Source organism: Azoarcus sp. DN11, from assembly GCF_003628555.1.
Taxonomy (GTDB): Bacteria; Pseudomonadota; Gammaproteobacteria; order Burkholderiales; family Rhodocyclaceae; genus Aromatoleum.
In genome coordinates this window covers 731,357-754,199 of sequence record NZ_CP021731.1, presented here as the reverse complement: position 1 = coordinate 754,199, position 22,843 = coordinate 731,357, and the positions used below count along the sequence as shown (strand labels likewise).

Below are 22,843 nucleotides of genomic sequence, written 5' to 3'. Positions count from 1 at the left end.
AGACTTCAGCATGATTCACGTTCTTCACCGGGCAGATGATAGCAGCCCCCTTGCGGCGCACCTCGACGACGAGCGCGACACCGAACTGGCCGGCGCGGCGCTCGCAGCCGCCCTTCGCGCCGGCCTCGTCATCTACCTGCGCGGCGACCTCGGCGCGGGCAAGACCACCCTCGTGCGCGGCGCCCTGCGGGCACTTGGTCACGCGGGAAAAGTGAAAAGTCCGACGTACACCTTGATTGAACCTTATCTTGTTTCTAGATTACACTTATATCACTTTGATTTTTATCGTTTCGCAGTTCCAGAAGAATATCTGGAAGCAGGGCTGGACGAATATTTCGACGGAAAAGGGGCATGCCTGGTCGAATGGCCGGACAAGGCAGCGCCTTACATTGCCGCCCCGGACGTCGAAATTCGCCTCACCGTATCCGGATCGGGCCGGCGCCTGGAAGCGCTGGCACTGACGGAGGCAGGACGGACATGCACAAGCAAACTGGATTCGGAGCTGAACCGGAACCCCTCATGAACGCTGCTCCCGGCGTGACCCGGCGCGACCTGCTGAAGCTCGCCGGCGCGACGCTCGCGCTGCTCGTCAGCCCCGTCGGCATGGCCGCGACCAGCCTGCTCGCCGTGCGCGTGTGGCCCGCAGCCGAATACACGCGCCTCACGATCGAAGGCAACTCGCAGCTCAAGTACAAGTATCTCCTCGTCGGCGATCCGCACCGTCTGGTCGTGGACCTCGAAGGCGTCGAATTCGACAGCGTGCTGCAGTCGCTGCCGTCCAAGGTGCTCGACTCGGACCCCTACATCAAGCTCATCCGCGCAGGCCGCAACCGCCCCGGCGTCGTGCGCCTCGTCATCGAACTGAAGAGCGAGATCAACCCGCAGGTGTTCGCACTGGCACCGGTCGGCAACTACGGCCACCGCCTCGTGCTCGACCTGTACCCCACGACCCCTGTCGATCCGCTCCTCGCCCTGATCGAGAAATCCACGCCGATGGACGCCGCGGTGGGGCAGACGACCGATGCGCGGACTTCCGGCGATGTCCCCGCGCAGATCGCGCGCCCCGAAACCGTCGACCGGACACCGCCGAACAGCCGGCGCTCCACGCAGCCGGCGGCGAACCGCCTCGTCACCATCGTGCTCGACCCCGGCCACGGTGGCGAAGACCCGGGCGCGGTGGGGTCGCGCGGCAGCTTCGAAAAACACGTCACGTTGTCGATCGCGCACCGCCTGAAACAGAAGATCGACGCCGAGCCGAACATGCGTGCGGTACTCACGCGCGACGGCGACTACTTCGTGCCGCTGGGACAGCGCGTGACGCGCGCGCGGCGCGTGCAGTCGGACCTCTTCGTGTCGATCCACGCGGACGCCTTCGTGCGCCCCGACGCGCGCGGCAGCTCGGTGTTCGTGCTATCCGAAAGTGGCGCGTCGAGCTCGGCCGCACGCTGGCTCGCGCAGAAGGAGAACGACGCCGACCTCATCGGCGGCGTGAATCTCGCCAAGCAGGACGGACACCTCGCCCGCACGCTGCTCGACCTGTCGCAGACCGCGACCATCAACGACAGCGTCAAGCTCGGCAAGGCCGTGCTCACCGAACTGGGCGACATCAATACCCTGCACAAGGGCCAGGTCGAACAGGCCGGCTTCGCGGTGTTGAAGGCCCCGGATATCCCGTCCATCCTCGTCGAGACGGCCTTCATCAGCAACCCCGAGGAAGAGCAGCGCCTCAACGACGACGCCTACCAGGACAAGATGGCCAACGCGATCCTGAAGGGCCTGCGGCGCTATTTCCGCGACAACCCACCACTCGGCCGCACCAAGGTCGCGAAGCTGGACTGATTCCCGGATCCGTCGTCCCCCGACCTTCCTGCACGCAGGTCCGCCCGGTCGTTCCTGCGACAGCTCCGATCGGAGCGGCGTGCCTGCATCGCCAGAGCGGGCGCGTTGTCGTTATAATTACGGCTTTTTCAGGCGGTTATGCAGGTTTTTCGCGGGATTCCCGAGCACGCCGCACAACCTTCGGTGCTCACCATCGGCAACTTCGACGGTGTGCATCGCGGCCACCAGGCGCTGCTCCAGATGCTCATCGACACTGCGCGCGCAAAGTCGCTGCCCGCGGTGGTGATGACGTTCGAGCCTCATCCGCGCGAATACTTCGCTCCTGCCGACGCCCCGGCCCGCCTCGCCTCGCTGCGCGAAAAGCTGCTGCTGCTCGCCGCGGCCGGCGTCGACCGCATCCACGTGTGTCGTTTCGACGCCCGCTTCGCGGCCCTGACGGCCGACCAGTTCATCGACGACATCCTCGTGCGCGGCCTTGGTGTGCGCCACCTGATCATCGGTGACGATTTCCGCTTCGGCGCCCGCCGCCTGGGCGATTTCGCGCTGCTTCAGGCGCGCGGCGCCCGCCAGGGCTTCGCCGTCGAGTCGATGCGCACGCTCGACGTCGCCGGCGAACGCGCCTCGAGCTCGGCCGTGCGCGAAGCCCTCGCCGACGGCGACCTCGACCACGCCGCGCGCCTGCTCGGCCGTCCCTACAGCATCGCCGGGCGCGTGGTCCGCGGCAACCAGATCGGCCGCAAGCTCGGTTTTCCGACCGCCAACATCCAGATGAAGCACCGCCGCCCCGCACTGTCCGGGGTGTTTGCGGTGAGCGTCGAAGGCCTCGGCGACACCCCCGTCGCTGGCGTCGCCAACATCGGCGTGCGCCCCTCCGTCACCAGCGCCGGGCGTCCCACGCTCGAGGTGAATCTCTTCGACTGGAACCGCGACTGCTACGACATCCACCTGCGCGTGCATTTCCTCAGGAAGCTGCGCGACGAGATGAAGTTTCCCTCGCTCGACGCCCTCAAGGCCCGGATCGCCCGGGACGCGGCCGACGCCCGCGCCTGGTTCGCCGCCAATCCCATTGTCCCCGATCGTTCCTGATCGCCCTGACGCCGGAACCCAACATGGCTGACTACCGCAAGACCCTGAACCTGCCCGACACCCCTTTCCCGATGCGCGGCGACCTCGCCAAGCGGGAGCCGGGCTGGATCGCCGCCTGGCAGCAGAAGAAGCTCTACCAGAAGATCCGCAAGGCCGCAGCGGGGCGCCCCAAGTTCATCCTGCACGACGGCCCCCCGTACGCCAACGGCGACATCCACATCGGTCACGCGGTCAACAAGATCCTCAAGGACATCATCGTCCGCTCGAAGACCATGGCGGGGTTCGATGCACCCTACGTGCCGGGCTGGGACTGCCACGGCCTGCCGATCGAGCACCAGATCGAGAAGCAGCACGGCAAGCACCTGCCCGCCGACCGCGCGCGCGAACTGTGCCGCGAATACGCCGGCGAGCAGATCGAGCGCCAGAAGAAGGACTTCATCCGCCTCGGCGTGCTCGGCGACTGGGACCACCCCTACCGCACGATGCAGTTCTCGAACGAGGCCGACGAGATCCGCGCGCTCGGCGAGATGTACCGCAAGGGCTTCCTCTTCAAGGGCCTCAAGCCGGTGAACTGGTGCTTCGACTGCGGCTCGGCGCTTGCCGAAGCGGAAGTCGAGTACCAGGACAAGAAGTCGCCCGCGATCGACGTCGGCTTCCTGCTCGCCGACGCCGACCGGTCGAAGCTCGCGCACGCCTTCGGCCTCGACGCGCTGCCGCAGCAGCCCGTCTACATCGTGATCTGGACCACGACCCCGTGGACGATCCCGTCCAACCAGGCGCTCAACGTCCATCCCGAGCTGATGTACGAACTGGTCGAGACCCCCAGGGGCCTCGTGATCCTCGCCGCCGAACTGCGCGCCTCCGCCCTCGAACGCTACCAGCTCGAAGGCCGCGTGCTCGCCGCCGCGCGTGGCGTCGCGCTCGACCGCATCCAGTTCCGTCACCCCTTCTACGACCGCGTCTCGCCGGTTTTTCTCGGCGACTACGTCGCTGCCGACGCCGGTACCGGCATCGTCCATAGCGCGCCCGCCTATGGCCTGGACGACTTCCAGTCGTGCATCCGCTACGGCATGCGCAACGAGGAGATCCTGAACCCGGTGCAGGGCGACGGCGTGTTCCACGAAAGCCTGCCCTTCTTCGGCGGCCTGTCGGTGTGGGACGCCAACCCGAAGATCGTCGAGAAGCTCGCCGAAGTGGGCAGCCTGTTCGCCTCCGGCAACATCACCCACAGCTACATGCACTGCTGGCGCCACAAGACGCCGGTGATCTACCGCGCGACGACGCAATGGTTCGTCGGCATGGACCGCCTGCCCGGCCGCGAAGCCATCGAGGCCGGCGCACCGACGCTGCGCGAGCTCGCGCTCAAAGCCGTCGACGAGACTCAGTTCTTCCCCTCCTGGGGCAAAGCGCGCCTGCACTCGATGATCGCCAACCGTCCCGACTGGTGCGTGTCGCGCCAGCGCAACTGGGGCGTGCCGCTCCCGCTCTTCCTCGACAAGGAAAGCGGCGAACCGCATCCGAAGAGCCTCGAACTCATCGAGGAAGTCGCCAAGCGCGTCGAACAGGAAGGCATCGACGCCTGGTTCAAGCTCGACGCGGCCGAACTCCTCGGCGCCGACGCCGCGCAATACGACAAGATGCGCGACACCCTCGACGTGTGGTTCGACTCCGGCACCACGCACTGGACCGTGCTGCGCGGCTCGCACGCCGCCGACGGCCGTTGGCCGGCCGACCTCTACCTCGAAGGCTCGGACCAGCACCGCGGCTGGTTCCATTCCTCGCTGCTCACCGGCTGCGCGCTCGACGGCCGCGCCCCCTACGACGGCCTGCTGACCCACGGCTTCGTCGTCGACGGCCAGGGCAAGAAGATGTCGAAGTCCAAGGGCAACGTCGTCGCCCCGCAGGAAGTCTCCGACAAGCTCGGTGCCGAGATCCTGCGCCTGTGGGTGGCCGCGACCGACTACTCGGGCGAGCTGACGATCTCCAAGGAGATCCTCGACCGCGTCGTCGAAGTCTACCGGCGCCTCCGCAACACGCTGCGCTTCCTGCTCGCCAACACCGCCGACTTCAACATCGAGAAGCACGGCGTGCCGGTCGGCGAGTGGCTCGACATCGACCGCTACGCGCTGGAACTCACGCGCCGCCTGCAGGAGCAGGTCACGGGCGACTACGCGCGCTACGAGTTCCACAAGATCGTGCAGGCGCTGCAGAACTTCGCCGCCGAGGACCTCGGCGCCTTCTACCTCGACATCCTCAAGGACCGCCTGTACACGACGCAGGTCGACTCGCCCGCCCGCCGCGCCGCGCAGACCGCGCTGTGGCACATCACGCAGGCGATCACGCGCATGATGGCGCCGATCCTGAGCTTCACCGCCGAGGAAATCTGGCAGATCGTCGGCGGAGACGCCGAAGACAGCGTGATGCTGCACACTTGGCACACCTTGCCGGAAGCCGCCAGCGGGGCCGAGAACACCGCGCGCTGGGAGCTGATCCGCGAGTCGCGCGCCCAGGTGCAGAAGGTGCTCGAAGGCCTGCGCACCGAAGGGAAGATCGGCGCCTCGCTGCAAGCCGAAGTGACGGTCCGCGCGAGCGGTGCGCGTTACGATGCGCTCGCGAGCCTCGGCGAGGACCTGCGCTTCGTGCTGATCACCTCGCGCGCCGAACTCGTCCGCGTTGCCGACGAGACGGCCGAAGGCATCGCCGCCGCGCCGTCGTCGCACGCGAAGTGCGGGCGCTGCTGGCACTTCCGCGAGGACGTCGGCAGCCACGCCGACCACCCGGAACTGTGCGGGCGCTGCCACGACAACCTGACCGGCCCGGGGGAAACGCGCGCCCATGCGTGATTCGACCGCAGCCTCGCCCGCGGCGCGCGCCAGCGTCCCGCTGACGCGCCGCTTCTTCGGCTGGCTCGAACTCGCGGCGCTGGTGATCGGCCTCGATCAGCTGACGAAATGGCTCGTGCTGGCTAACCTCGACTTCGGCGAAGACATTCCGGTCACGGGCTTCTTCCAGCTCGTGCTGGTCTACAATCCGGGCGCCGCGTTCAGCTTCCTTGCCGAACACTCGGGCTGGCAGCGCTGGTTCTTCGTCGTCCTCGCGCTCGGCGTCAGCGGCTGGCTGCTGGCGCTGCTGCGCCAGCACCAGCGGGAAACCCTGCTGCCACTCGCGTTCAGCCTGCTCATCGGCGGCGCGCTGGGCAACGTGATCGACCGCGTCGTGCATGGCGCCGTCGTCGACTTCCTCTACTTCCACGCCGGCCGCTACGGCTGGCCGGCCTTCAACCTTGCAGACTCGGCGATCACCGTCGGCGTCGCCCTGATGCTGTGGGCGCAGTTCCGCGCCCCGCGCAACGCCCGCAACACCACTCCGGAGAACCCCTCGTGACGCAGACCGTCCAACCGAACAGCCTCGTAACGCTGCACTACCGTATCGCACTGGAAAACGGCCAGCCGCTCATCAGCACCTTCGAGGGCACGCCGGCAACGCTGCAACTGGGCTGCGGCGACCTCCTGCCGAGTCTCGAGCGCGTGCTCGAAGGCCTCGAAGTCGGCACCCGCCAGCTCTTCACGCTCGCGCCGGAACAGGCGTTCGGCCCCTACAATCCGGAGCTCGTCGAGCACGTGAAGCGCGAGCACATGCCTGATCAGGAGATCGAGCCGATGACGATCATGGAGTTCGGCGCTCCCGACGGCAACCGCTACTCGGGCCTCGTGCGCGAGATCGACGACGTCCGCGCGATCGTCGACTTCAACCATCCGCTCGCCGGCAAGACCATCCGCTTCGAGGTGGACATCATCGGCGTCCTCTGAGCCACGACGCCGCGCCCCGATCCCGATACAGAGACCACCATGAACGACCCTGAAATCCTGCTCGCCAACCCGCGCGGCTTCTGCGCCGGCGTGGAACGGGCGATCGAGATCGTCGAGCGCGCGCTCGAACGCTTCGGCGCGCCGATCTACGTGCGCCACGAAGTCGTGCACAACAAGTTCGTCGTCGACGGCCTGCGCGCCAAGGGCGCGGTGTTCGTCGAGGAGCTCGACGAAGTCCCGCCCGGCAACACCGTGATCTTCAGCGCCCACGGCGTACCGCAGACGGTGCGCGCGGAGGCCGAGAAGCGCGGCCTGCGCGTGTTCGACGCCACCTGCCCGCTCGTGACCAAGGTGCACATCGAGGTCGCCCGCATGCGCGACCAGGGCCGCGAGATCGTCATGATCGGGCACAAGGGCCACCCCGAAGTCGAAGGCACGATGGGCCAGGTCAAGGACGGCATCCATCTCGTCGAGAAGGTCGAGGATGTCGCGACGCTGCGGGTCGCCGACCCGGACAAGCTCGCCTACGTCACGCAGACCACCCTCTCGGTCGACGACGCTGCGGCGCTCGTCGCCGCCCTGCGCGCGCGCTTCCCGGCCATCGTCGGCCCGAAGAAGGACGACATCTGCTACGCGACGCAGAACCGCCAGGACGCCGTGAAGTTCATGGCGCCGCGCGTCGACATCGTCTTCGTCGTCGGCTCGCGCAACAGCTCCAACTCCAACCGCCTGCGGGAAGTGGCCGAACTGCTGGGCGTGCCGGCCCACCTCATCGACAACGCCGAGGGGATCGACCCGACCTGGCTCGAGGGCAGGAAGCGCATCGGCGTGACCGCGGGAGCCTCGGCGCCCGAAGTCCTGGTCGACGCCGTGATCGCGCGCCTCAAATCGCTCGGCGGCGGCTCGGTGCGCACCCTCGACGGCGTTCCCGAACGCGTCACCTTCCCGCTGCCCAGGGAACTGCAGGCCGACGCCTGACCATGCATGCCGGCGGGTTCATCCGCGGTTCAACCGCGCAGATGCTCCCGCATGACACGGCGATAGAACTCGTGGAAGTGCTGCATCCCGTCCTCGTAGGGCGACTGGTAGGGACCGACCTCGTGGCGCCCTTCCTGCAGCAGCGCCCAGCGGCCGCGATCCATGCGCTCGCCGATCACGTCGTCCTCGACCGCCGTTTCCATGTAGGCGGCCTGCTCGGCCTCGACGAACTCACGCTCGAACTCGACGATGTCCTCCGGGTAGTAGAACTCGACCACGTTGGTCGTGCGGTTCACGTCCTGCGGAATCAGCGTGCTGACGACCAGCACGTGCGGATACCACTCCACCATCACGTTGGGATAGTAAGTGAGCCAGATCGCCCCCTGCGCCGGCCGCTTGTCGCCATAGTAGTCGAGCACCGCCTGGTGCCACTTCTGGTAGGTCGGCGAACCCGGCTTGGCCAGCGAGGTGATGCCCACGCGCTGCACCGAGTACCAGTCGCCGAACTGCCAGGTGAGGTCGTCGCAGGTCACGAAGCTGCCGAGTCCCGGGTGGAAGGGCACGACGTGGTAATCCTCGAGATAGACCTCGATGAAGGTCTTCCAGTTGTACTTGCACTCGTGGATCTCGACGCGATCGAGCTTGTAGCCGGAGAAGTCGAACTGCCCTGCCACGTCCATGCCGGCCAGGTCGGCCGCCGCCGAGCGCGGACCGGCAAACAGCAGGCCGTTCCAGTTCTCCAGCGCGTCGCGCTTCAGGTTGAGGCAGGGGTTCTCGGGGAAATGCGGCGCCCCGAGCAGCTCGCCCTTCTGGTCGTACGTCCAGCGGTGGATCGGGCACACGATGCGCTCGGTCTTGCCCGAGCCTTCGAGCATGATCGCCTGGCGATGGCGGCAGATGTTCGACAACCGATGCACGCCGTCACCACTGCGAAACAGAAGCTTGGAATGATCGAGCCATTCGAGCGAGCGATAGCTGCCGGCTTCCGGCACCATCAGCTCATGCCCGACATAACCCGGTCCGGCCTGGAACAGGAGGCGTTTCTCGAGCTCGAAGAGTTGCTCGTCGAAATACGCCGACACCGGCAACTGAGGCGCCGCCGGGGACAATTTGGCCTTGGATGCAAGGTCGGACACCCCCGAACCTCCCATGTAAAGTCAAGAAATTCGGAAAAATCAGCAGGGCATTCTATGCGAGAAGTAATTTGACCGCCAGTAGCGCGATCGGTTACTTTTCTCCCTTTTATCGGCCCGCCCTCGAGTCATGGCAAAGACGGCAAACTCGCCGAAATCCTTCGAATCGGCCATCGCCGAACTCGAATCGATCGTGCAGGAAATGGAAACCGGCAGCATCACGCTCGAACAGGCGCTGGAACATTACCAGCGCGGTGCCGGCCTGCTGAAGTTCTGCCAGGAAACCCTGCAGGCGGCCGAACAGCGGGTACTGCAGCTCGAAGACGGGGGGCTCGCGCCGCTCGGCACGGGCGAAGACATGAGGAGCCCGGAGTGAGCCAGAATCATTTCGCAGCCTGGATGGAAGACATCCAGAGCCGCAGCGAAGCCGCCCTCGCCGCGATCCTTCCCGACGCCTCCATCGCGCCGCAGCGCCTCCACGAGGCCATGCGCTACGCCGTCCTGGGCGGCGGCAAGCGCGTCCGGCCGCTGCTCGTCCATGCCGCCGGGGAACTCGCTGGCGCCGCGCCCGAACGCCTCGACCGCGCCGCCTGTGCGGTGGAGCTGATCCACGCCTATTCCCTCGTCCATGACGACCTGCCCTGCATGGACGACGACGTCCTGCGCCGCGGCAAGCCGACGGTGCACGTCGAATACGACGAAGCGACCGCGCTGCTCGTCGGCGATGCGCTGCAGGCGCTCGCCTTCCAGGCGATGGCCGAAGGGACGGTGAATGACGACCCCGCCGTGCAGCTGGAAATGGTGGTCCTCCTCGGACGCGCCTCCGGTTCGCGCGGCATGGCCGGCGGGCAGGCCATCGATCTCGACGCCGTGGGCAAGCAGCTCACGCGCGAAGAGCTCGAGTTCATGCACATCCACAAGACCGGGGCGCTGATCCGGGCGTCGGTGCTGCTCGGCGCGCAGTGCGGCGCGCCGCTCGCGCCGGAAGCACTCGCGCAGCTCGACCGCTACGGCAAGCTCGTCGGGCTGCTGTTCCAGGTCGTCGACGACATCCTCGACGCCCAGGCCGACACCGCCACCCTCGGCAAGACCGCGGGCAAGGACGCCGACCACAACAAGCCGACCTACGTCACGCTGCTCGGCCTGTCCGAAGCGCGCGCGCTGGCCGATGTACTGCTCGCCGACGCCCGCGCCGCCATCGCATCCTTCGGCGCCGCGGCCGCCAGACTGGACGAGCTGGCGAACTTCATCGTCCACCGCCGATTCTGAATTCCGCCGTGCCGGACAACAACATGCCCCAGTACCCCCTGCTGCACCGCATCGATTCCCCGTCCGACCTGCGCCGCTTCGACCGGCGCGAACTGCACGCCCTTGCCACCGAACTGCGCGCCTTCCTGATCGAGTCCGTCTCGAAGACGGGCGGGCACCTGTCGTCGAACCTGGGCACCGTCGAGCTCACGATCGCCCTGCACTACATCTTCAACACCCCCGACGACCGCATCGTCTGGGACGTCGGCCACCAGACCTACGCACACAAGATCCTCACCGGACGCCGCGACGCGATGAGCGGCCTGCGCCGCTTCGGCGGCATCTCGGGCTTCCCGCGGCGCTGCGAAAGCGCATACGACACCTTCGGCACCGCGCACTCCTCGACGTCGATCTCCGCCGCGCTCGGCATGGCCGTCGCCGCGCGCGACCGCGGCGACACCGAACAGCGCTCGATCGCCATCATCGGCGACGGCGCGATGTCCGCCGGCATGGCTTTCGAGGCGCTCAACAACGCCGGCGACACCAGCGACATCAACCTGCTGGTGATCCTCAACGACAACGAGATGTCGATCTCGCCCCCGGTCGGGGCGCTGACCAAGATCCTCGCACGCATGCTCTCGGGCAGCACCTACAACGCAGCGCGCCGCGCCGGCGAGAAGGTCCTCGGCGTGGCGCCGCCGATGCTCGACTTCGCGCGCAAGGTCGAGGAGCACGTGAAGGGACTGATCACGCCGGGCACGCTGTTCGAGGAATTCGGCTTCCATTACTACGGCCCGATCGACGGCCACGACATCGACGCGCTGATCCCCACGCTGCAGAACCTCAAGCGCCTCACGGGCCCGCAGTTCCTGCACGTGATCACGCGCAAGGGCCAGGGCTACAAGCTCGCAGAAGTCGATCCCATCCTCTACCACGGCGTGTCGAGCTTCGACCACCGCGCGGGGATCCAGAGCGGCAAGGGCAGCGGCAAGCTCACCTACACCCAGGTGTTCGGCGACTGGCTGTGCGACATCGCCACGCGCGACGACAAGGTCGTCGGCATCACCCCGGCAATGCGCGAAGGCTCCGGCATGGTGCGCTTCGCGAAGGAGTTCCCGGAGCGCTACCACGACGTCGGCATCGCCGAGCAGCATGCCGTGACCTTCGCCGCCGGCCTCGCCTGCGACGGCTTCAAGCCGGTGGTGGCGATCTATTCGACCTTCCTGCAGCGCGCCTACGACCAGCTCATCCACGACGTCGCGCTGCAGAACCTGCCGGTCGTCTTCGCGATCGACCGTGCCGGCCTCGTCGGTGCCGACGGCGCCACGCACCACGGCGCATTCGACCTGTCCTACCTCGCGTGCATCCCGAACATGGTCGTGATGACGCCCGCGGACGAGAACGAATGCCGGCAGATGCTGTACACCGCCTACCGCCACAACGGCCCCGCCGCGGTCCGCTACCCGCGCGGCAGCGGCATGAACGTCAGCCCGGCCCCGGCGATGGCCGAGCTGCCCGTGGGCAAGGGTGAAATCCGCCGCCAGGGCACGAAGGTCGCCCTCCTCGCCTTCGGCAGCCTGCTCACCAACGCGCTGCTCGCCGGCGAGCAGATCGACGCGACGGTCGCCAACATGCGCTTCGTGAAACCGATCGACGCGGCGCTGATCGAAGAACTGGCCGGCAGTCACGAACTGATCGTGACGCTCGAGGAAAACGCGGTGATCGGCGGCGCCGGCTCCGAGGTCGCGCGCGTGCTCGAAAGCCTGCCGCGGCGCCCGCGCCTGCTGCGCCTCGGCTTGCCCGATCATTTCGTCGATCATGGCGACCAGAGCCAGCTCTTCGAGCAGGTCGGGCTGCACCCGGCCGGAATCCTGAGCGCGATTGAGCGCCTCAATGCGCGCAATAGCTGAGCGAATTGGTCGGGAAATGGTAGCATTACACGGCTGCAACCAAACAGAGAACGCCACATGAAACCCCAAGAGAGCCAAGCCATCCCTGACGTCCAGAACTCCAAGGACAATCGTCAGCTGGCCATCAACAAGGTTGGCATCAAGTCGATCCGCCACCCGATCCGCGTCAGCGACAAGAGCGGCGGCGTGCAGCACACGATCGCGACTTTCAGCATGTATGTCGGGCTGCCCCACAACTTCAAGGGCACCCACATGTCGCGCTTCATCGAGCTGCTGAACGGCAACGAGCGGGAAATCTCGGTCGAGTCGATCGAGCCGATGCTGCGCAACATGGTCAAGCGCCTCGAAGCCGAAACCGGCGTCATCGAGATGTCCTTCCCGTACTTCATCAACAAGACAGCCCCGGTTTCCGGCGTGCAGAGCCTGATGGACTACGAAGTGACCTTCGTCGCGGAACTGCGCGATGGCGGCGAATACGTGTTCGAGATGAAGGTCGTGGTGCCGGTGACGAGCCTGTGTCCGTGCTCCAAGAAGATTTCCGAGTACGGCGCGCACAACCAGCGCTCGCACGTCACGGTGACGGCACAGACCAACGATTTCCTGTGGATCGAGGAGCTGGTCCATCTCGTCGAGAGCCAGGCCTCGTGCGAGCTTTACGGCCTGCTGAAGCGCACCGACGAGAAATTCGTGACCGAGCGCGCCTATGAGAACCCGAAGTTCGTCGAAGACATGGTGCGCGACGTCGCCGGGCTGCTCAACGCCGAACAGCGCATCGACCGCTACGTGGTGGAATCGGAGAACTTCGAATCCATTCACAACCACTCGGCCTACGCACTGATCGAGCGCGACAAGCGCGTCGAGGTCTGAACCGGGTTTCGTTCGACCGGCAGCAAACAAAACGGGAGGCCGCGCAGCGCGTGCCTCCCGTTTTTTTTCTGGCGTGGCAGCCCGTGCTCGGGCCGCGCTGCCTCAGCCGCGCGCCGGCACCAGCATCTCCGCCTCCCCCTCCAGCACCACCTTGCCCCCGACGCTACAGACGGTATCGAAAATGGCCCGGCGCTTGGGGGTGTTGAGTTCCTTCAGTGTCACGCGCGCGATCACCGTATCGCCCGGCTTCACCGGCGCCTTGAACTTCAGCGTCTGCGACAGGTAGATGCAGCCCGGTCCGGGCAGCCTGTTCGCGAACAGGGCGGAGATGTAGCTCGCCGACAGCATGCCGTGGGCGATGCGGCCGCCGAACATCGAGGCCCCGGCAAACTCCTCATCGAGGTGGGCCGGGTTCGTGTCGCCCGATACGCCTGCGAACATCAGGATGTCCGCATCGGTGACCGTGCGCCCGCTTGCAGCCGTCATACCCACCTTCAGGTCCTCGAACCGGTAGCCGAGGTTCTCCGAAAAGTCGCGCGTTTGTTCAGTCATATCATTCAGGTTCCGCTGAGCCCCAGCCCCTGGCGCACGACCGTCGCGCGCCAGGGGCGAGGCAATCCATGTTGGGGACGAGTCGCGCCGGCCTCTCCGGCGATCGACCCGTTCAGCATAACTCAAATGACTGGACATGCATGTGACAGAAGGACGGCGCTCTCCCCGCCTTGAGCGCTTTCCTAGGCGTGCCCGCCGTGCTCCTGCTCGTATGCCGACAGGCTCACGCCGGCATGCGCAAGGTATTCGCGCAACTGCTTGATGTCCTGCTTCGTGCACGCGCTGCCGTGGTGCGGGTAATGCAGGAAGCCTTCCATCTTGTTGAGTACGATGCGAAACCGGGCACCGTGCGCGGGTTCGATCGTGGCACCGAGGTGACCGAGCAGCGACTCGACCTCGCGCCAGTGGATGTTGGCGCTGATCGGATCCTGGAAGATGGCGCGCATCAGCGCAATATGCTTGTGGCTCATGGCTCTCGACCTCCGTCCTGTGACGCCCGTGCGCTGCGATTGCCGGCGCCCGCGCTGCCGTGATGTGCGCTCACGCCCCCCGCGTTCTTCGTCCGTCCTCGTCCCACAGGTCGGGCCGGTAGCGCTCGCGCCGCTCGAGACGGCTCTGGATGCGCTGCGCCGTCGACATTATCCCAATCGGGTGATGGGCGGTGAGCTTTCGCGCCCGCTCCAGGAGCTGCGAACGCCGGGGCGGGAATCCGCGCCCCTTGCAGGCGAATGCGATGCGGTTGCTGTCCTCCTCGGCGCCGATCGCGACGAAGCGATCCTCGAAGCTGTCGCGGATGCGCGACGCGTACAGCCCGTAGCGGCGGTCGCCGGACCAGAGGTTGACCGCCAGTACGCCGCCGTCGGCGAGCAGCGAGTGGCAGTCGTCATAAAATCCCGCCGAGCACAGGCGCTCCGGCTGGCCGCCGCGGTCGAAGCCGTCGATCAGGAGCACATCCGGCGCGCGTGCGCGTGTGCGCACGTAGGTCGCGCCATCCGCGCACACCACGCGAAAGCGCTCGCTGTCGGGCGGGATGCCGAAGGCGTCGCGCAGCGCGATCACGTCGGGATCGATCTCGACGGCGGTGAAGCGGGCGCGTGGCAAGGTGCGCAGGCAGTATTTCGCCAGCGAGCCGCCCCCGAGTCCGATCATCACGATGTCGCACGGTTCGGGGTTGAAGAGCAGAAACCCCATCATCGTGCGCGTGTAGTCGATCGCGAGCGCGCCGGGATCGTCCAGGCGCATCTGGCTCTGCACCGTGAGGGCGTCGAAGTGCAGCGAGCGCAGGCCGTCGGATTCGACGACATACGGGCGCCCCTCCTCGGCGGCGGTCATCGCGAGGCTGCAGTAGCGCAACAGGGAAAGTTCATCGAGTTTCATCGCGGCTGCCGGTGACGGTTCGACCGATCGCTCGCGCTCCGGGCGCAAGTCGCTCGCGTAACCCGCATTGTAAGACGCCGTGGTGGCGAGCGCCTACGCATCGGCGCCGGTCGGCAGGTGCGTCACGCGCTGCCGTACTTGGTCTCGACTTCGACTCCCATCGCCTTGAGCATCGCCGTGGGCAGGATGCCGCCCGCGCAGACGATGACCATGTCGTTGTCGAGCGCGAGCCTCTCGCCCTTGTGGTCGAGCACGACATGATCCGCTTCGACGAGCGTGACGGTCGAGTTCAGCACGACGGTCAGCCGCCCGGCGCCCTCGGCCTCGGCGAGGCGGTCACGGTTCTTCGGCTTGACGCGGCCGAACGCGTCGCCGCGGTACGACAGCGTGACCCGCGTATCGGGCTCGGCCGCGAGCGACACGGCCGCTTCGATCGCGCTGTCGCCGCCGCCCACGACCAGCACGGCCTGGCCGCGGTATTGCTCGGCATCGGTCAGGCGGTACACGACCTTGGGCAGATCTTCCCCCGGCACGCCCAGCTTGCGCGGCGTGCCGCCGCGGCCCAGCGCCAGGAGCACGTTGGCGGTGCGGTATTCGGCACGGTTGGTGCGCACGACGAAGCCCTTGTCGAGCGGCGTCACCTGCTCGACGCGTTCGTTGTAGTTCATGGGCATCTTCACGCGGTCGGCCGCGGACTGCCACAGGCCGAGCAAGGTTTCCTTGAGGATCTCGCGCACTTTCAGCTTGCCCACGAGCGGCAGCGTCACCGGGTAGGTCATCACGAGCTTGTTGCGCGGGAAGCGATGATTGGGGGTGCCGCCGAGCGCGTTTTCCTGCTCCAGCGTGACGAAGCGCAGCTTCTTCTCCATCGCGCCCAGTGTTGCCGCAAGCCCGGCCGGGCCGGCGCCGACGATCACGACGTCGAGCAGCTCGCCCTCGGCCCGCCTCTTCGCGACCGATTCCATCGCGAGACGGCCCTGGTCGATGGCGTTGTGGATCAGCCCGAGGCCGCCCAGCTCACCGGCGATGAAGATGCCCGGCACGTTGGTCTCGAAACTCGGCGCGACCTGCGGGATGTCCATGCCGCGCTTGGCAGTGCCATACACGAGCGTGATCGCCTCCACCGGGCAGGCCGGCGCACAGACGCCGTGGCCGATGCAGGCCGCCGGGTCGACGAGATGCGCCTTGCCGCCGACGAAGCCGATCGCCTCTTCCGGACAGGCACGCGCGCAGGCGCCGCCGCCCATGCACACCGCCGGATCGACCACCGGGTAGCGGCTCGACGGCTCGGCCATGCCGGCCTGCAGCGCTTCCTCCAGCGCCGCCTTCGAGCGTGCCTCGCGGCCGGTACGCTGTGCGAAATGGTAGGCCAGGGCGATGATGAGGGGCGACGCGTACAGCGTCCAGATCAGGCTGTCTTTCATGGTCGGCGTCCGGCATCGGAGGTGCGCCCGTCGTCGCGGCGGCCGGGGCGCGCGGGCAGGTCGTTCACCGGGGCGCAGGCGGGAATCCAGAACGCCGCCTTCGGTGGGTCGTCGTCGCGCCGATGCGCACCCGGTTCGGCGCCGCCGCGGCAGAACCTGTCCGTCGCCGCGCGCAGGATCTTGCGCCAGTCGTCGGGCAGGTGGCAGGTGTCGCATTTCTGCTCGAAGCTGCCGAAGTGGATGTCGTCCCCCTTGTGGCAGGCGTGGCAGCGGTCGTCGGTCTTGGCGCGGAACGGGCCGTCGCGGTGGCAGGCGTCGCACTTCACGGCACGATGGCGACCGGTGCGCTGGAATTTGGTGTCGCGCTCGTGATCGAAGACGATCGTCCGCCAGCCCTGCTCCACGTGGCACGCCGCGCAGCGCCCGCCGTAGCGCCCCTGGTGGCCGCGTTCGCGGTCGTCGCGCAAGTGGCAACCGACGCATTCGAGCGCGGGCTTCTCGCGCATGCCGGGGTCCTTGTGGCAGCTCTCGCACTTGACGCTGCGGTGCTTGTCCTTGAGTGCGAAGCGCGTGTTGAGGTCGTGGTCGAAGCGCCCGCTCTTCCAGCCTTCCGGGTTATGGCAGGTCGCGCACATCGCGCCCAGCACGCCCTTGTGGGAATCGTCCTGGCGGTGGCACGAGAAGCATTGCGTCGGCAGCTTCTCGGCATACAGCGGCGCGCGGTGGCAGGCCGTGCATTCGATCGTGCGGTGGCGGCCGAGGAGCGCATAGTTGGCGTCGCGATCGTGACGGAAGATCGTCGCCTTCCAGTCCTGCTCGGTGTGGCAGCTCTCGCAGCGCGGGCCGTTGTGTCCCTTGTGCGTATCGTCCTTGCGGTGGCAGGACACGCAGTCGCGCGCCGTGCCGACGTAATGCTCGTCGACGTGGCAATCGGCGCAGCGCGCGCGGGCATGACGGCTCAGCAGCGGGAAACGCGTGCGCCCGTGGTCGAAGCGCGCGACCTTCCAGTTGTCCTCGACGTGACAGTTTTCGCAGCGCTGGCCGAGGCCTTCGCGATGCTTGTCGTTGCCGCGGTGGCAGCTGTAGCAGTTCTGCGGCGCGTCGCGGTATTTCCGGCCCGTGCGGTGGCAGCCCGAACACGCCTCGCGCCGGTGGGCACCGCGCAGCTGGAAATCGGTCTGGCGATGGTCGAACTTCTTCTCGTCGAGGACGACCACCTTCGCGTCGCGCCCCTTGTGGTCCGTATGGCAGCGGCGGCACTGCTCTTCCTTGATGCGCCCGTGGTAGCCCGCACCGTCGCGCACGTCGGCGCGCACGTCGCGATGGCACGCGAGACAGCGCTGCGGCTGGGAGCTCGGGCTGAAGCGCACGTGGCATTCGCCGCATTCGTGCTCGACGTCCGCGTGCCCCTTGATCACGGCGCCCGGCATGACCACCGACTCCAGCGACTGCCCCCATGCCGACGCTGCACCGAGCACCAAGCACAGCACCACCAGGGCCGCGACGCGGCCGAGCATGCCCTCAATACGCATGTACCGCGATCACATGTACGACGGCGGAAAGCACCAGCAGGAACAGGAAGGGGATGTGGATCGCATGCCACAGTGCGAACAGCCGCTCATAGGTCGTGAACTGTGCGGTGCGCTGCGCAATCGCAGTGGCGGCGTCGATCGTGTGCAGGAGCTGGGTGATTTGGTGACGCCCTGCCGGGTTCGCGCGCACGCTGCTCGCGCGGACGACGCGGCGGATGCGTCGACGGACGAGGTGGCGGCGCCCGCCGAGCGACACGAAGTGCATGGCGCGCTGCCAACGCCTGCCGGGCTGCGCGGTCGCGTGATCGATATAGCGCCGGGCGTCGTCACCGATTGCCGGCAGCGCCTGCAGGTGCGGCTGCAGCGCGTCCAGATGCTGTTGCAGCGTGCCTTCCAGTTCTTTCAGCGTCGCGCGGGCGCCGGACAGGCCGCGGTGCACCTTGCGATACAGGAAGCGCCCGACGATGCCGCTGAAAGTCACCAGCAGCGTGCTCGCGAGCGCAACTCCGCCGTTGAACGAGCCGATGCGGAAGGTCGAATGGAACAGCACCAGCAAGGGCCCGAACAGCCCCGCCGCGATGTGGAACAGGAACCAGCCGCGCATCGTGCCGAGGCTTCGCAGGCAACGCAGGCGCTTGCGCAGCGCGTAAGGCAGCAGCGTGAGCATCAGCACCGCGCCCACTAGCCCCAGGTTGTAGCCGAGCGGCGATCCGGCGGTGTACGGCTCGTGGAAAGCGACCCAGATGCCCGCCCCGATCAGCGCCGCGATCACGGCCGCGGCGGAGAGCCGCAGCGCGGCGGTGCGCAGAGCTCCGAAAGGCATCGTCAAGCCGGCGGAAGCCGTCGAAGGCGTTGCGGGACCGACCGCGGACAACTCCATATCAATCCTTTGTCATTGAAAAGATCTGCACCCATCGATTTCTCATCCACACGGATCCCCGTTCCGGTGCGGCTTTGCGCGATGATCCATCGCCGACATCATGCTTATGGCATCAAGAATGCCGCTTGACATCGCATTCAGGTTTTGCGATATTCAATCACAAATACGAATCATTCGCAATTTCATTTGTAATAACAACCGGGCGCAAACGGCGCCATTCAACGCAATTCAGGGGGAAAGGGGATGGGGTATTTGAAGCTTCGCGGGCAAGCCGCGGGATGGCTGGTGGGCGGCGTTGCAATGCTGGCGGCGCAGGTCGGCTGGGCAGGCACGATCACCGGGTCGGCGCACGATTTCTCCGCGCTGAACTGGTCCGGCGGGCGCATCTGCGTCGCCTGCCACGCGCCGCACAAGTCCGACACGAGCGTCGCCGATGCGCCGCTGTGGAATCACACGCTGTCGACGGCCGCCTACCGCCTCTACAGCAGTGCCACGCTGCAGGCGACCGTGTCCCAGCCCGGCGGGACGTCGAAACTGTGCCTCTCCTGCCACGACGGCACCATCGCGGTCGACAGCTTCGGCGGCACGACCGGCACGACGATGATTGCGGCCGGCAGCAACATCGGCACCGACCTGAAGAAGTCCCACCCGATCGGCTTCACCTACGACAGCGCGCTGGCGACGTCGAACGGATCGCTGCACGATCCGCTCACGAAGTCCGTGACGATCGGCACCGCACCGCAGACCAAGACCGGCACGATCAGCGCCGTGCTCCTCTTCGGCGGCAAGATGGAATGCGGCTCCTGCCACGACGTGCATAACACCTTCACCGTCGGCGGCAAAGGCAGCGGCCTGGTCAAGGTGACGCAAGCCGGCAGCAAGATCTGCCTCGACTGCCACAACAAGTAACCCTGCGCATACGGCTGCCGCCCCCGGCGCTTCGGCGGGGCGGCGGCGCACGCCCCCGCCATCGTCACGAGCCGATCATGAACCACGCCCTTCCCTTCTTCCGCCGCCTCCTGCCCGCTGCAACCGCGACCCTGCTCGCGCTGTCGCTCGCCGGCTGCGTCTCCACGCCGAGCAAACCCGCCGCGGCACAGGCCGCGGACGCTGCCGCGGCGGTGTTCTATCCGTCCCTGCCGAACCCGCCGCGTATCCAGTACCTGACGACGCTTGCCGGCGAGCGCGACCTTGCCGCGCAGAAAGGCAAGTTCGCCGAATTCATCCTCGGTAACGAAGGCGAACGACATCAGCTGGTCCAGCCCTATGGCGTGGCGGTGACCGGCAGCAAGGTCTACGTCGCCGACAGCCGCGCCCCCGGGCTGGCCGTGTTCGACATGGCGCAGCGGCGCTTCTCGCTCGTCGCGGGAGTCGGCGGCGGACGCATGAAGCAGCCGCTCAACGTGCGCATCGACAGCGACGGTATGAAGTACGTCACCGACGGCGGGCGCGAGCAGGTCCTCGTCTATGACCGCGACGACCGCTTCGTCGCCGCCTACGGCCGCCAGGGCCAGTTCAAGCCGATCGACCTGGCCATCGTCGGCGAGCGGCTGTACGTCACCGACATCACGCATCATCAGGTGCATGTGCTCGACAAGCGCTCCGGCCGCAGCCTGTTCACCTTCGGGCAGGCGGGCTCGGAGATCGGCGAGCTGTTCCACCCGACCAACGTCGCACTCGGCACGGACGGCGACCTCTACGTCGTCGAGACCGGCAACTACCGCGTGCAGCGCTTCACCCAGGAAGGCAAACCCGTGCGCACCTACGGCGCGGTCGGCTCGGTGCCGGGCAGCTTCGCCCGCCCCAAGGGCATCGCGATCGACCGCGAGGGTCGCATGTACGTCGGCGACGCCGCGTTCGAGAACGTCCAGATCTTCGACGCCACCGGCCGCATCCTGATGGATTTCGGCCAGGCCGGCGAAGGAGCGGAAGGACTGAGCCTGCCCGCGGGCGTCACGGTGAGCTACGAGGGCATCGAGGCCTTCCGCCAGTTCGTCGCGCCGGGCTTCAAGGTGGAGTATCTGGTGCTCGTGGCGAGCCAGTTCGGGCCCAACAAGGTCGACGTGTTCGCCTTCGGCAGCATGAACGGCATGGATTATCCGGCTGCCGCCGCGGCCGGGCCGGCCCTCGCCGCCCGCTGAGGGGGCGAAGGGGATTGAGGGATGCGACGATGCGCCGACGCGGCGAAGTTCCGGCCGGCGCGAACACAGGCCCGGCGCGCGCTGGTGTCGCTGCTCGCCGGCTTCGGCGCGGGCGCCGCGGCGCAGGAGGTCGCGTTGTTCAACCTGACGGATGTTGAAGGTCACGTGTCGACGAACTATCTCGGCAACCGCGACGCGACGCGCCAGGCCGGCCCCGCGGGCGTGACGCGCTCGACGCAGGGCGACTCGGACTGGCGGAACGAAGTCTTCCTGATGACGCACAGTTACGTCTATCATCCGAACTTCCTGACGCTGGACATCGGCGGCGGGCCGATCCTGCAGGCCGGCTCGCTCGAGACGGACGGCAGCACGACGCAGTCGCGCGGCGTGCTGTACAACCTCGTCGGGCGCGCGAACTTCCTCCGCGGCAAGCCGGTGAGCGGCGCGCTGTTCTACGAGCACCTGAATCCGGTGCTGTCGATCGCCCCCGGACAGACCCTGCAGCAGGAGACCTCGCGCTACGGCATGGAAGTCGCGGCGACCGCGGGCGCGCTGCCGACGCCGCTGCGCTTCGAACTGACGCGCTCGGAATCGAATGGCCGCAGCGACGAACGCGTGATGCACGACCGCACCGACCAGCTGAACCTGCGCCTTTCGCGCGACATCGGCAAGCAGGGGGCGACGCAGATCCAGTTCCAGGCCGTCCGCCAGGAATCGCTGAGCGGCAGCACCAGTCTGCCGATCCAGTCGTCGACGTCGGACAGCCGGAGCCTCGACATCGACACGCGCCTGCCCTTCGGGTCCGACGGCGAGCATGAGCTGCTCAATCTCGTGTCGCTCAACCGGCACGACTTCGTGGTCGATGGGCGGGCGATGCCGCAGCAGTCCGACCTGAACTTGCTCCTCGACTTGCGCATGAAGCATTCCGACGCACTCACCAGCTTCGGCACCGCGCACTACAGCAACAACGACAACGGGGACCGTGCGGCGGTGACGCAAAGCGCCTCCACGGGCGTCGCCTGGTCGCCGGACAAGGAGCTGGAGCTGTCGGCCGGCGGACGCATCGAGACGCAGCAGGCCGGCCCCTTCTCGGTGAGCGACCGCGGCGTCGACGCGATGGTGCGGCACAAGCAGGCCTTGCCGCTCGGCACCCTGACGGCGAGCTACCGGGTGCGCCACGACCAGCGCAGCCAGCGGGCACAGGCGTCCGACGCGCGCGCGATCGGCGAGCGCACGATCCTCGGCGGAACCTCGCCGAGCGCACTGTCGCAGCCGCGCATCGTCGCCGGCAGCGTCGTCGTCAGCAACCTGACGCGCTCGCAGGTCTATGTCGAAAACATCGACTACACGCTCACCACGGTCGGACAGACCACGCGCCTGCAGCGCCTCATCGGCGGCAGCATCCTCGACGGCGAGGACGTGCTGGTCGACTACGCGTACGACCTCGGCGGCACCTTCGCCAGCGCGGAAACCGACCAGACCTTCAACCTCGGCTGGAACCTGTCCCCGCGCCTGAGCCTCTACCTGCGCGAATCGCGCTCGACGGTGGAAGTCCTGTCCGGAACGCCCACCTTTGCGCTCGGCGACTCGCGCAGCCGGCTTTACGGCCTGCGCACGGACCTGCCGTTCAGCGCGGCCGGCGTCCCGCTTTCGGCCGGCGCGACGGTCGAGCGCGAACGCATCGTCGATCCGATCAGCCCGCTCGTACGCAACGCCGCCGACCTGTACCTGCAGACCGAGGAACCGCTGTTCGATCTCGGCAACGTCGGCGTGACGCTGCACCGAATGACGATGGACTACGCCAGCTCGGCACAGGACATGGACCTGCGCGGCTACGGCCTGCGCTTTTCGACGCGCTGGATGGGTGTCGACGTGTCGGCGGTGCGCAATTTCGAATGCGACCGTGGCGGCCCCACGGTGCGCTGCCGCGTGGACAACGCGATCAACGCACAGTGGCGCGAGCGCAAGCTGGCGATGAATGCACGTCTCGCGCACGGACGCGAGACGCAGGGCGGGTTCGAGCGCAGCCATACGCTGTTCCAGGTCAGCCTGCGACGGGATCTCTGA

The 22,843-nt window shown here is 67.2% G+C and carries 21 protein-coding genes; 14 read left to right on the top strand and 7 right to left on the bottom strand.

Annotated elements, in window-relative coordinates; translation table 11 throughout:
- The first annotated feature begins 10 nt into the window (after window positions 1–10).
- The 7 genes from tsaE (at window position 11) to ispH (ending at window position 7,712) form a co-directional block, all read left to right on the top strand.
- Complete coding sequence (gene tsaE / locus CDA09_RS03345) at window positions 11–523, top strand: tRNA (adenosine(37)-N6)-threonylcarbamoyltransferase complex ATPase subunit type 1 TsaE (RefSeq protein ID WP_121427328.1); 513 nt, start codon at window positions 11–13, stop codon at window positions 521–523.
- Window positions 478–1,839: an N-acetylmuramoyl-L-alanine amidase gene (locus tag CDA09_RS03340; protein ID WP_121427327.1), complete on the top strand. Its 1,362-nt coding sequence runs from the start codon at window positions 478–480 to the stop codon at window positions 1,837–1,839. Before tsaE ends, CDA09_RS03340 begins: the two co-directional genes overlap by 46 nt.
- Window positions 1,840–1,977: 138 nt before the next feature.
- A complete protein-coding gene (locus CDA09_RS03335) occupies window positions 1,978–2,925 on the top strand; it encodes a bifunctional riboflavin kinase/FAD synthetase (RefSeq protein ID WP_121427326.1) in 948 nt (315 codons plus the stop codon).
- Window positions 2,926–2,948: 23 nt separating this feature from the next.
- The gene (gene ileS, locus CDA09_RS03330) at window positions 2,949–5,768 is read left to right on the top strand and encodes an isoleucine--tRNA ligase (protein ID WP_121427325.1); all 2,820 of its coding nucleotides are present in this window, start codon (window positions 2,949–2,951) and stop codon (window positions 5,766–5,768) included.
- Window positions 5,761–6,309, top strand: coding sequence for a signal peptidase II (gene lspA / locus CDA09_RS03325; protein ID WP_121427324.1), 549 nt, complete (start codon window positions 5,761–5,763; stop codon window positions 6,307–6,309). Before ileS ends, lspA begins: the two co-directional genes overlap by 8 nt.
- Window positions 6,306–6,734: an FKBP-type peptidyl-prolyl cis-trans isomerase gene (locus tag CDA09_RS03320; protein ID WP_121427323.1), complete on the top strand. Its 429-nt coding sequence runs from the start codon at window positions 6,306–6,308 to the stop codon at window positions 6,732–6,734. The genes lspA and CDA09_RS03320 overlap by 4 nt, the downstream gene beginning before the upstream one ends.
- Before the next feature lie 39 nt (window positions 6,735–6,773).
- Window positions 6,774–7,712, top strand: a complete 939-nt coding sequence (gene ispH / locus CDA09_RS03315; RefSeq protein ID WP_121427322.1) for a 4-hydroxy-3-methylbut-2-enyl diphosphate reductase — start codon at window positions 6,774–6,776, stop codon at window positions 7,710–7,712.
- 29 nt (window positions 7,713–7,741) lie between these two features.
- Here the strand turns inward: ispH and CDA09_RS03310 are convergent, their stop codons facing one another.
- Window positions 7,742–8,848 carry an aromatic ring-hydroxylating oxygenase subunit alpha gene (locus tag CDA09_RS03310; protein ID WP_121427321.1) on the bottom strand — a complete coding sequence of 369 codons (1,107 nt, stop codon included), beginning with the start codon at window positions 8,846–8,848 and terminating at the stop codon, window positions 7,742–7,744.
- Between the two features lie 127 nt (window positions 8,849–8,975).
- Between CDA09_RS03310 and xseB the strand changes: the two genes are divergently transcribed.
- From xseB to folE2, 4 genes are read left to right on the top strand one after another with little or no spacing between them, the layout of a single operon-like run.
- Window positions 8,976–9,221, top strand: coding sequence for an exodeoxyribonuclease VII small subunit (xseB, locus tag CDA09_RS03305; protein WP_121427320.1), 246 nt, complete (start codon window positions 8,976–8,978; stop codon window positions 9,219–9,221).
- A gap of 23 nt (window positions 9,222–9,244) precedes the next feature.
- Entirely contained in the window at window positions 9,245–10,114 is an 870-nt protein-coding gene (locus tag CDA09_RS03300) for a polyprenyl synthetase family protein (protein WP_121430711.1), read from the top strand.
- Window positions 10,115–10,137: 23 nt separating this feature from the next.
- On the top strand, window positions 10,138–12,003 hold the full coding sequence (dxs, locus tag CDA09_RS03295; protein ID WP_121430710.1) for a 1-deoxy-D-xylulose-5-phosphate synthase: 1,866 nt from the start codon (window positions 10,138–10,140) through the stop codon (window positions 12,001–12,003).
- A gap of 57 nt (window positions 12,004–12,060) precedes the next feature.
- On the top strand, window positions 12,061–12,870 hold the full coding sequence (gene folE2 / locus CDA09_RS03290; RefSeq protein ID WP_121427319.1) for a GTP cyclohydrolase FolE2: 810 nt from the start codon (window positions 12,061–12,063) through the stop codon (window positions 12,868–12,870).
- Between the two features lie 102 nt (window positions 12,871–12,972).
- Here folE2 and CDA09_RS03285 read toward each other — a convergent pair whose 3' ends face one another.
- The 6 genes from CDA09_RS03285 to CDA09_RS03260 form a co-directional block, all read right to left on the bottom strand.
- On the bottom strand, window positions 12,973–13,422 hold the full coding sequence (locus tag CDA09_RS03285; RefSeq protein ID WP_121427318.1) for a MaoC family dehydratase: 450 nt from the start codon (window positions 13,420–13,422) through the stop codon (window positions 12,973–12,975).
- 182 nt (window positions 13,423–13,604) lie between these two features.
- On the bottom strand, window positions 13,605–13,892 hold the full coding sequence (locus tag CDA09_RS03280; protein ID WP_121427317.1) for a type II toxin-antitoxin system HicA family toxin: 288 nt from the start codon (window positions 13,890–13,892) through the stop codon (window positions 13,605–13,607).
- A gap of 70 nt (window positions 13,893–13,962) precedes the next feature.
- A complete protein-coding gene (locus tag CDA09_RS03275) occupies window positions 13,963–14,799 on the bottom strand; it encodes a spermine/spermidine synthase domain-containing protein (RefSeq protein ID WP_121427316.1) in 837 nt (278 codons plus the stop codon).
- A 122-nt stretch (window positions 14,800–14,921) separates the two neighbouring features.
- Window positions 14,922–16,223, bottom strand: a complete 1,302-nt coding sequence (locus CDA09_RS03270) for an NAD(P)-binding domain-containing protein (RefSeq protein WP_121427315.1) — start codon at window positions 16,221–16,223, stop codon at window positions 14,922–14,924.
- The gene (locus CDA09_RS03265; protein WP_121427314.1) at window positions 16,220–17,755 is read right to left on the bottom strand and encodes a cytochrome C; all 1,536 of its coding nucleotides are present in this window, start codon (window positions 17,753–17,755) and stop codon (window positions 16,220–16,222) included. Before CDA09_RS03265 ends, CDA09_RS03270 begins: the two co-directional genes overlap by 4 nt.
- On the bottom strand, window positions 17,745–18,578 hold the full coding sequence (locus CDA09_RS03260) for a hypothetical protein (RefSeq protein ID WP_128106529.1): 834 nt from the start codon (window positions 18,576–18,578) through the stop codon (window positions 17,745–17,747). Before CDA09_RS03260 ends, CDA09_RS03265 begins: the two co-directional genes overlap by 11 nt.
- A gap of 300 nt (window positions 18,579–18,878) precedes the next feature.
- Here CDA09_RS03260 and CDA09_RS03255 point away from each other — a divergent pair, with 300 nt between their 5' ends.
- The 3 genes from CDA09_RS03255 (at window position 18,879) to CDA09_RS03245 (ending at window position 22,843) form a co-directional block, all read left to right on the top strand.
- Window positions 18,879–19,544 (top strand): cytochrome c3 family protein, encoded by a 666-nt coding sequence (locus tag CDA09_RS03255; protein WP_121427312.1) that lies wholly within the window; start codon window positions 18,879–18,881, stop codon window positions 19,542–19,544.
- 77 nt (window positions 19,545–19,621) lie between these two features.
- A complete protein-coding gene (locus tag CDA09_RS03250) occupies window positions 19,622–20,776 on the top strand; it encodes an NHL repeat-containing protein (RefSeq protein ID WP_121427311.1) in 1,155 nt (384 codons plus the stop codon).
- Between the two features lie 21 nt (window positions 20,777–20,797).
- Window positions 20,798–22,843 carry a hypothetical protein gene (locus tag CDA09_RS03245; protein WP_121427310.1) on the top strand — a complete coding sequence of 682 codons (2,046 nt, stop codon included), beginning with the start codon at window positions 20,798–20,800 and terminating at the stop codon, window positions 22,841–22,843.

What these genes read in the sequence shown, in the direction of transcription:
- ispH (WP_121427322.1), top strand. Translation starts at nt 6,774, where the DNA reads ATGAACGACCCTGAAATCCTGCTCGCCAACCCGCGCGGCTTCTGCGCC.
- CDA09_RS03260 (WP_128106529.1), bottom strand. Translation starts at nt 18,578, where the DNA reads ATGCCTTTCGGAGCTCTGCGCACCGCCGCGCTGCGGCTCTCCGCCGCG.
- tsaE (WP_121427328.1), top strand. Translation starts at nt 11, where the DNA reads ATGATTCACGTTCTTCACCGGGCAGATGATAGCAGCCCCCTTGCGGCG.
- lspA (WP_121427324.1), top strand. Translation starts at nt 5,761, where the DNA reads ATGCGTGATTCGACCGCAGCCTCGCCCGCGGCGCGCGCCAGCGTCCCG.
- CDA09_RS03275 (WP_121427316.1), bottom strand. Translation starts at nt 14,799, where the DNA reads ATGAAACTCGATGAACTTTCCCTGTTGCGCTACTGCAGCCTCGCGATG.
- CDA09_RS03265 (WP_121427314.1), bottom strand. Translation starts at nt 17,755, where the DNA reads ATGCGTATTGAGGGCATGCTCGGCCGCGTCGCGGCCCTGGTGGTGCTG.
- ileS (WP_121427325.1), top strand. Translation starts at nt 2,949, where the DNA reads ATGGCTGACTACCGCAAGACCCTGAACCTGCCCGACACCCCTTTCCCG.
- CDA09_RS03255 (WP_121427312.1), top strand. Translation starts at nt 18,879, where the DNA reads ATGGGGTATTTGAAGCTTCGCGGGCAAGCCGCGGGATGGCTGGTGGGC.
- CDA09_RS03340 (WP_121427327.1), top strand. Translation starts at nt 478, where the DNA reads ATGCACAAGCAAACTGGATTCGGAGCTGAACCGGAACCCCTCATGAAC.
- dxs (WP_121430710.1), top strand. Translation starts at nt 10,138, where the DNA reads ATGCCCCAGTACCCCCTGCTGCACCGCATCGATTCCCCGTCCGACCTG.
- folE2 (WP_121427319.1), top strand. Translation starts at nt 12,061, where the DNA reads ATGAAACCCCAAGAGAGCCAAGCCATCCCTGACGTCCAGAACTCCAAG.
- xseB (WP_121427320.1), top strand. Translation starts at nt 8,976, where the DNA reads ATGGCAAAGACGGCAAACTCGCCGAAATCCTTCGAATCGGCCATCGCC.
- CDA09_RS03245 (WP_121427310.1), top strand. Translation starts at nt 20,798, where the DNA reads ATGCGACGATGCGCCGACGCGGCGAAGTTCCGGCCGGCGCGAACACAG.
- CDA09_RS03300 (WP_121430711.1), top strand. Translation starts at nt 9,245, where the DNA reads ATGGAAGACATCCAGAGCCGCAGCGAAGCCGCCCTCGCCGCGATCCTT.
- CDA09_RS03270 (WP_121427315.1), bottom strand. Translation starts at nt 16,223, where the DNA reads ATGAAAGACAGCCTGATCTGGACGCTGTACGCGTCGCCCCTCATCATC.
- CDA09_RS03250 (WP_121427311.1), top strand. Translation starts at nt 19,622, where the DNA reads ATGAACCACGCCCTTCCCTTCTTCCGCCGCCTCCTGCCCGCTGCAACC.
- CDA09_RS03280 (WP_121427317.1), bottom strand. Translation starts at nt 13,892, where the DNA reads ATGAGCCACAAGCATATTGCGCTGATGCGCGCCATCTTCCAGGATCCG.
- CDA09_RS03335 (WP_121427326.1), top strand. Translation starts at nt 1,978, where the DNA reads ATGCAGGTTTTTCGCGGGATTCCCGAGCACGCCGCACAACCTTCGGTG.
- CDA09_RS03285 (WP_121427318.1), bottom strand. Translation starts at nt 13,422, where the DNA reads ATGACTGAACAAACGCGCGACTTTTCGGAGAACCTCGGCTACCGGTTC.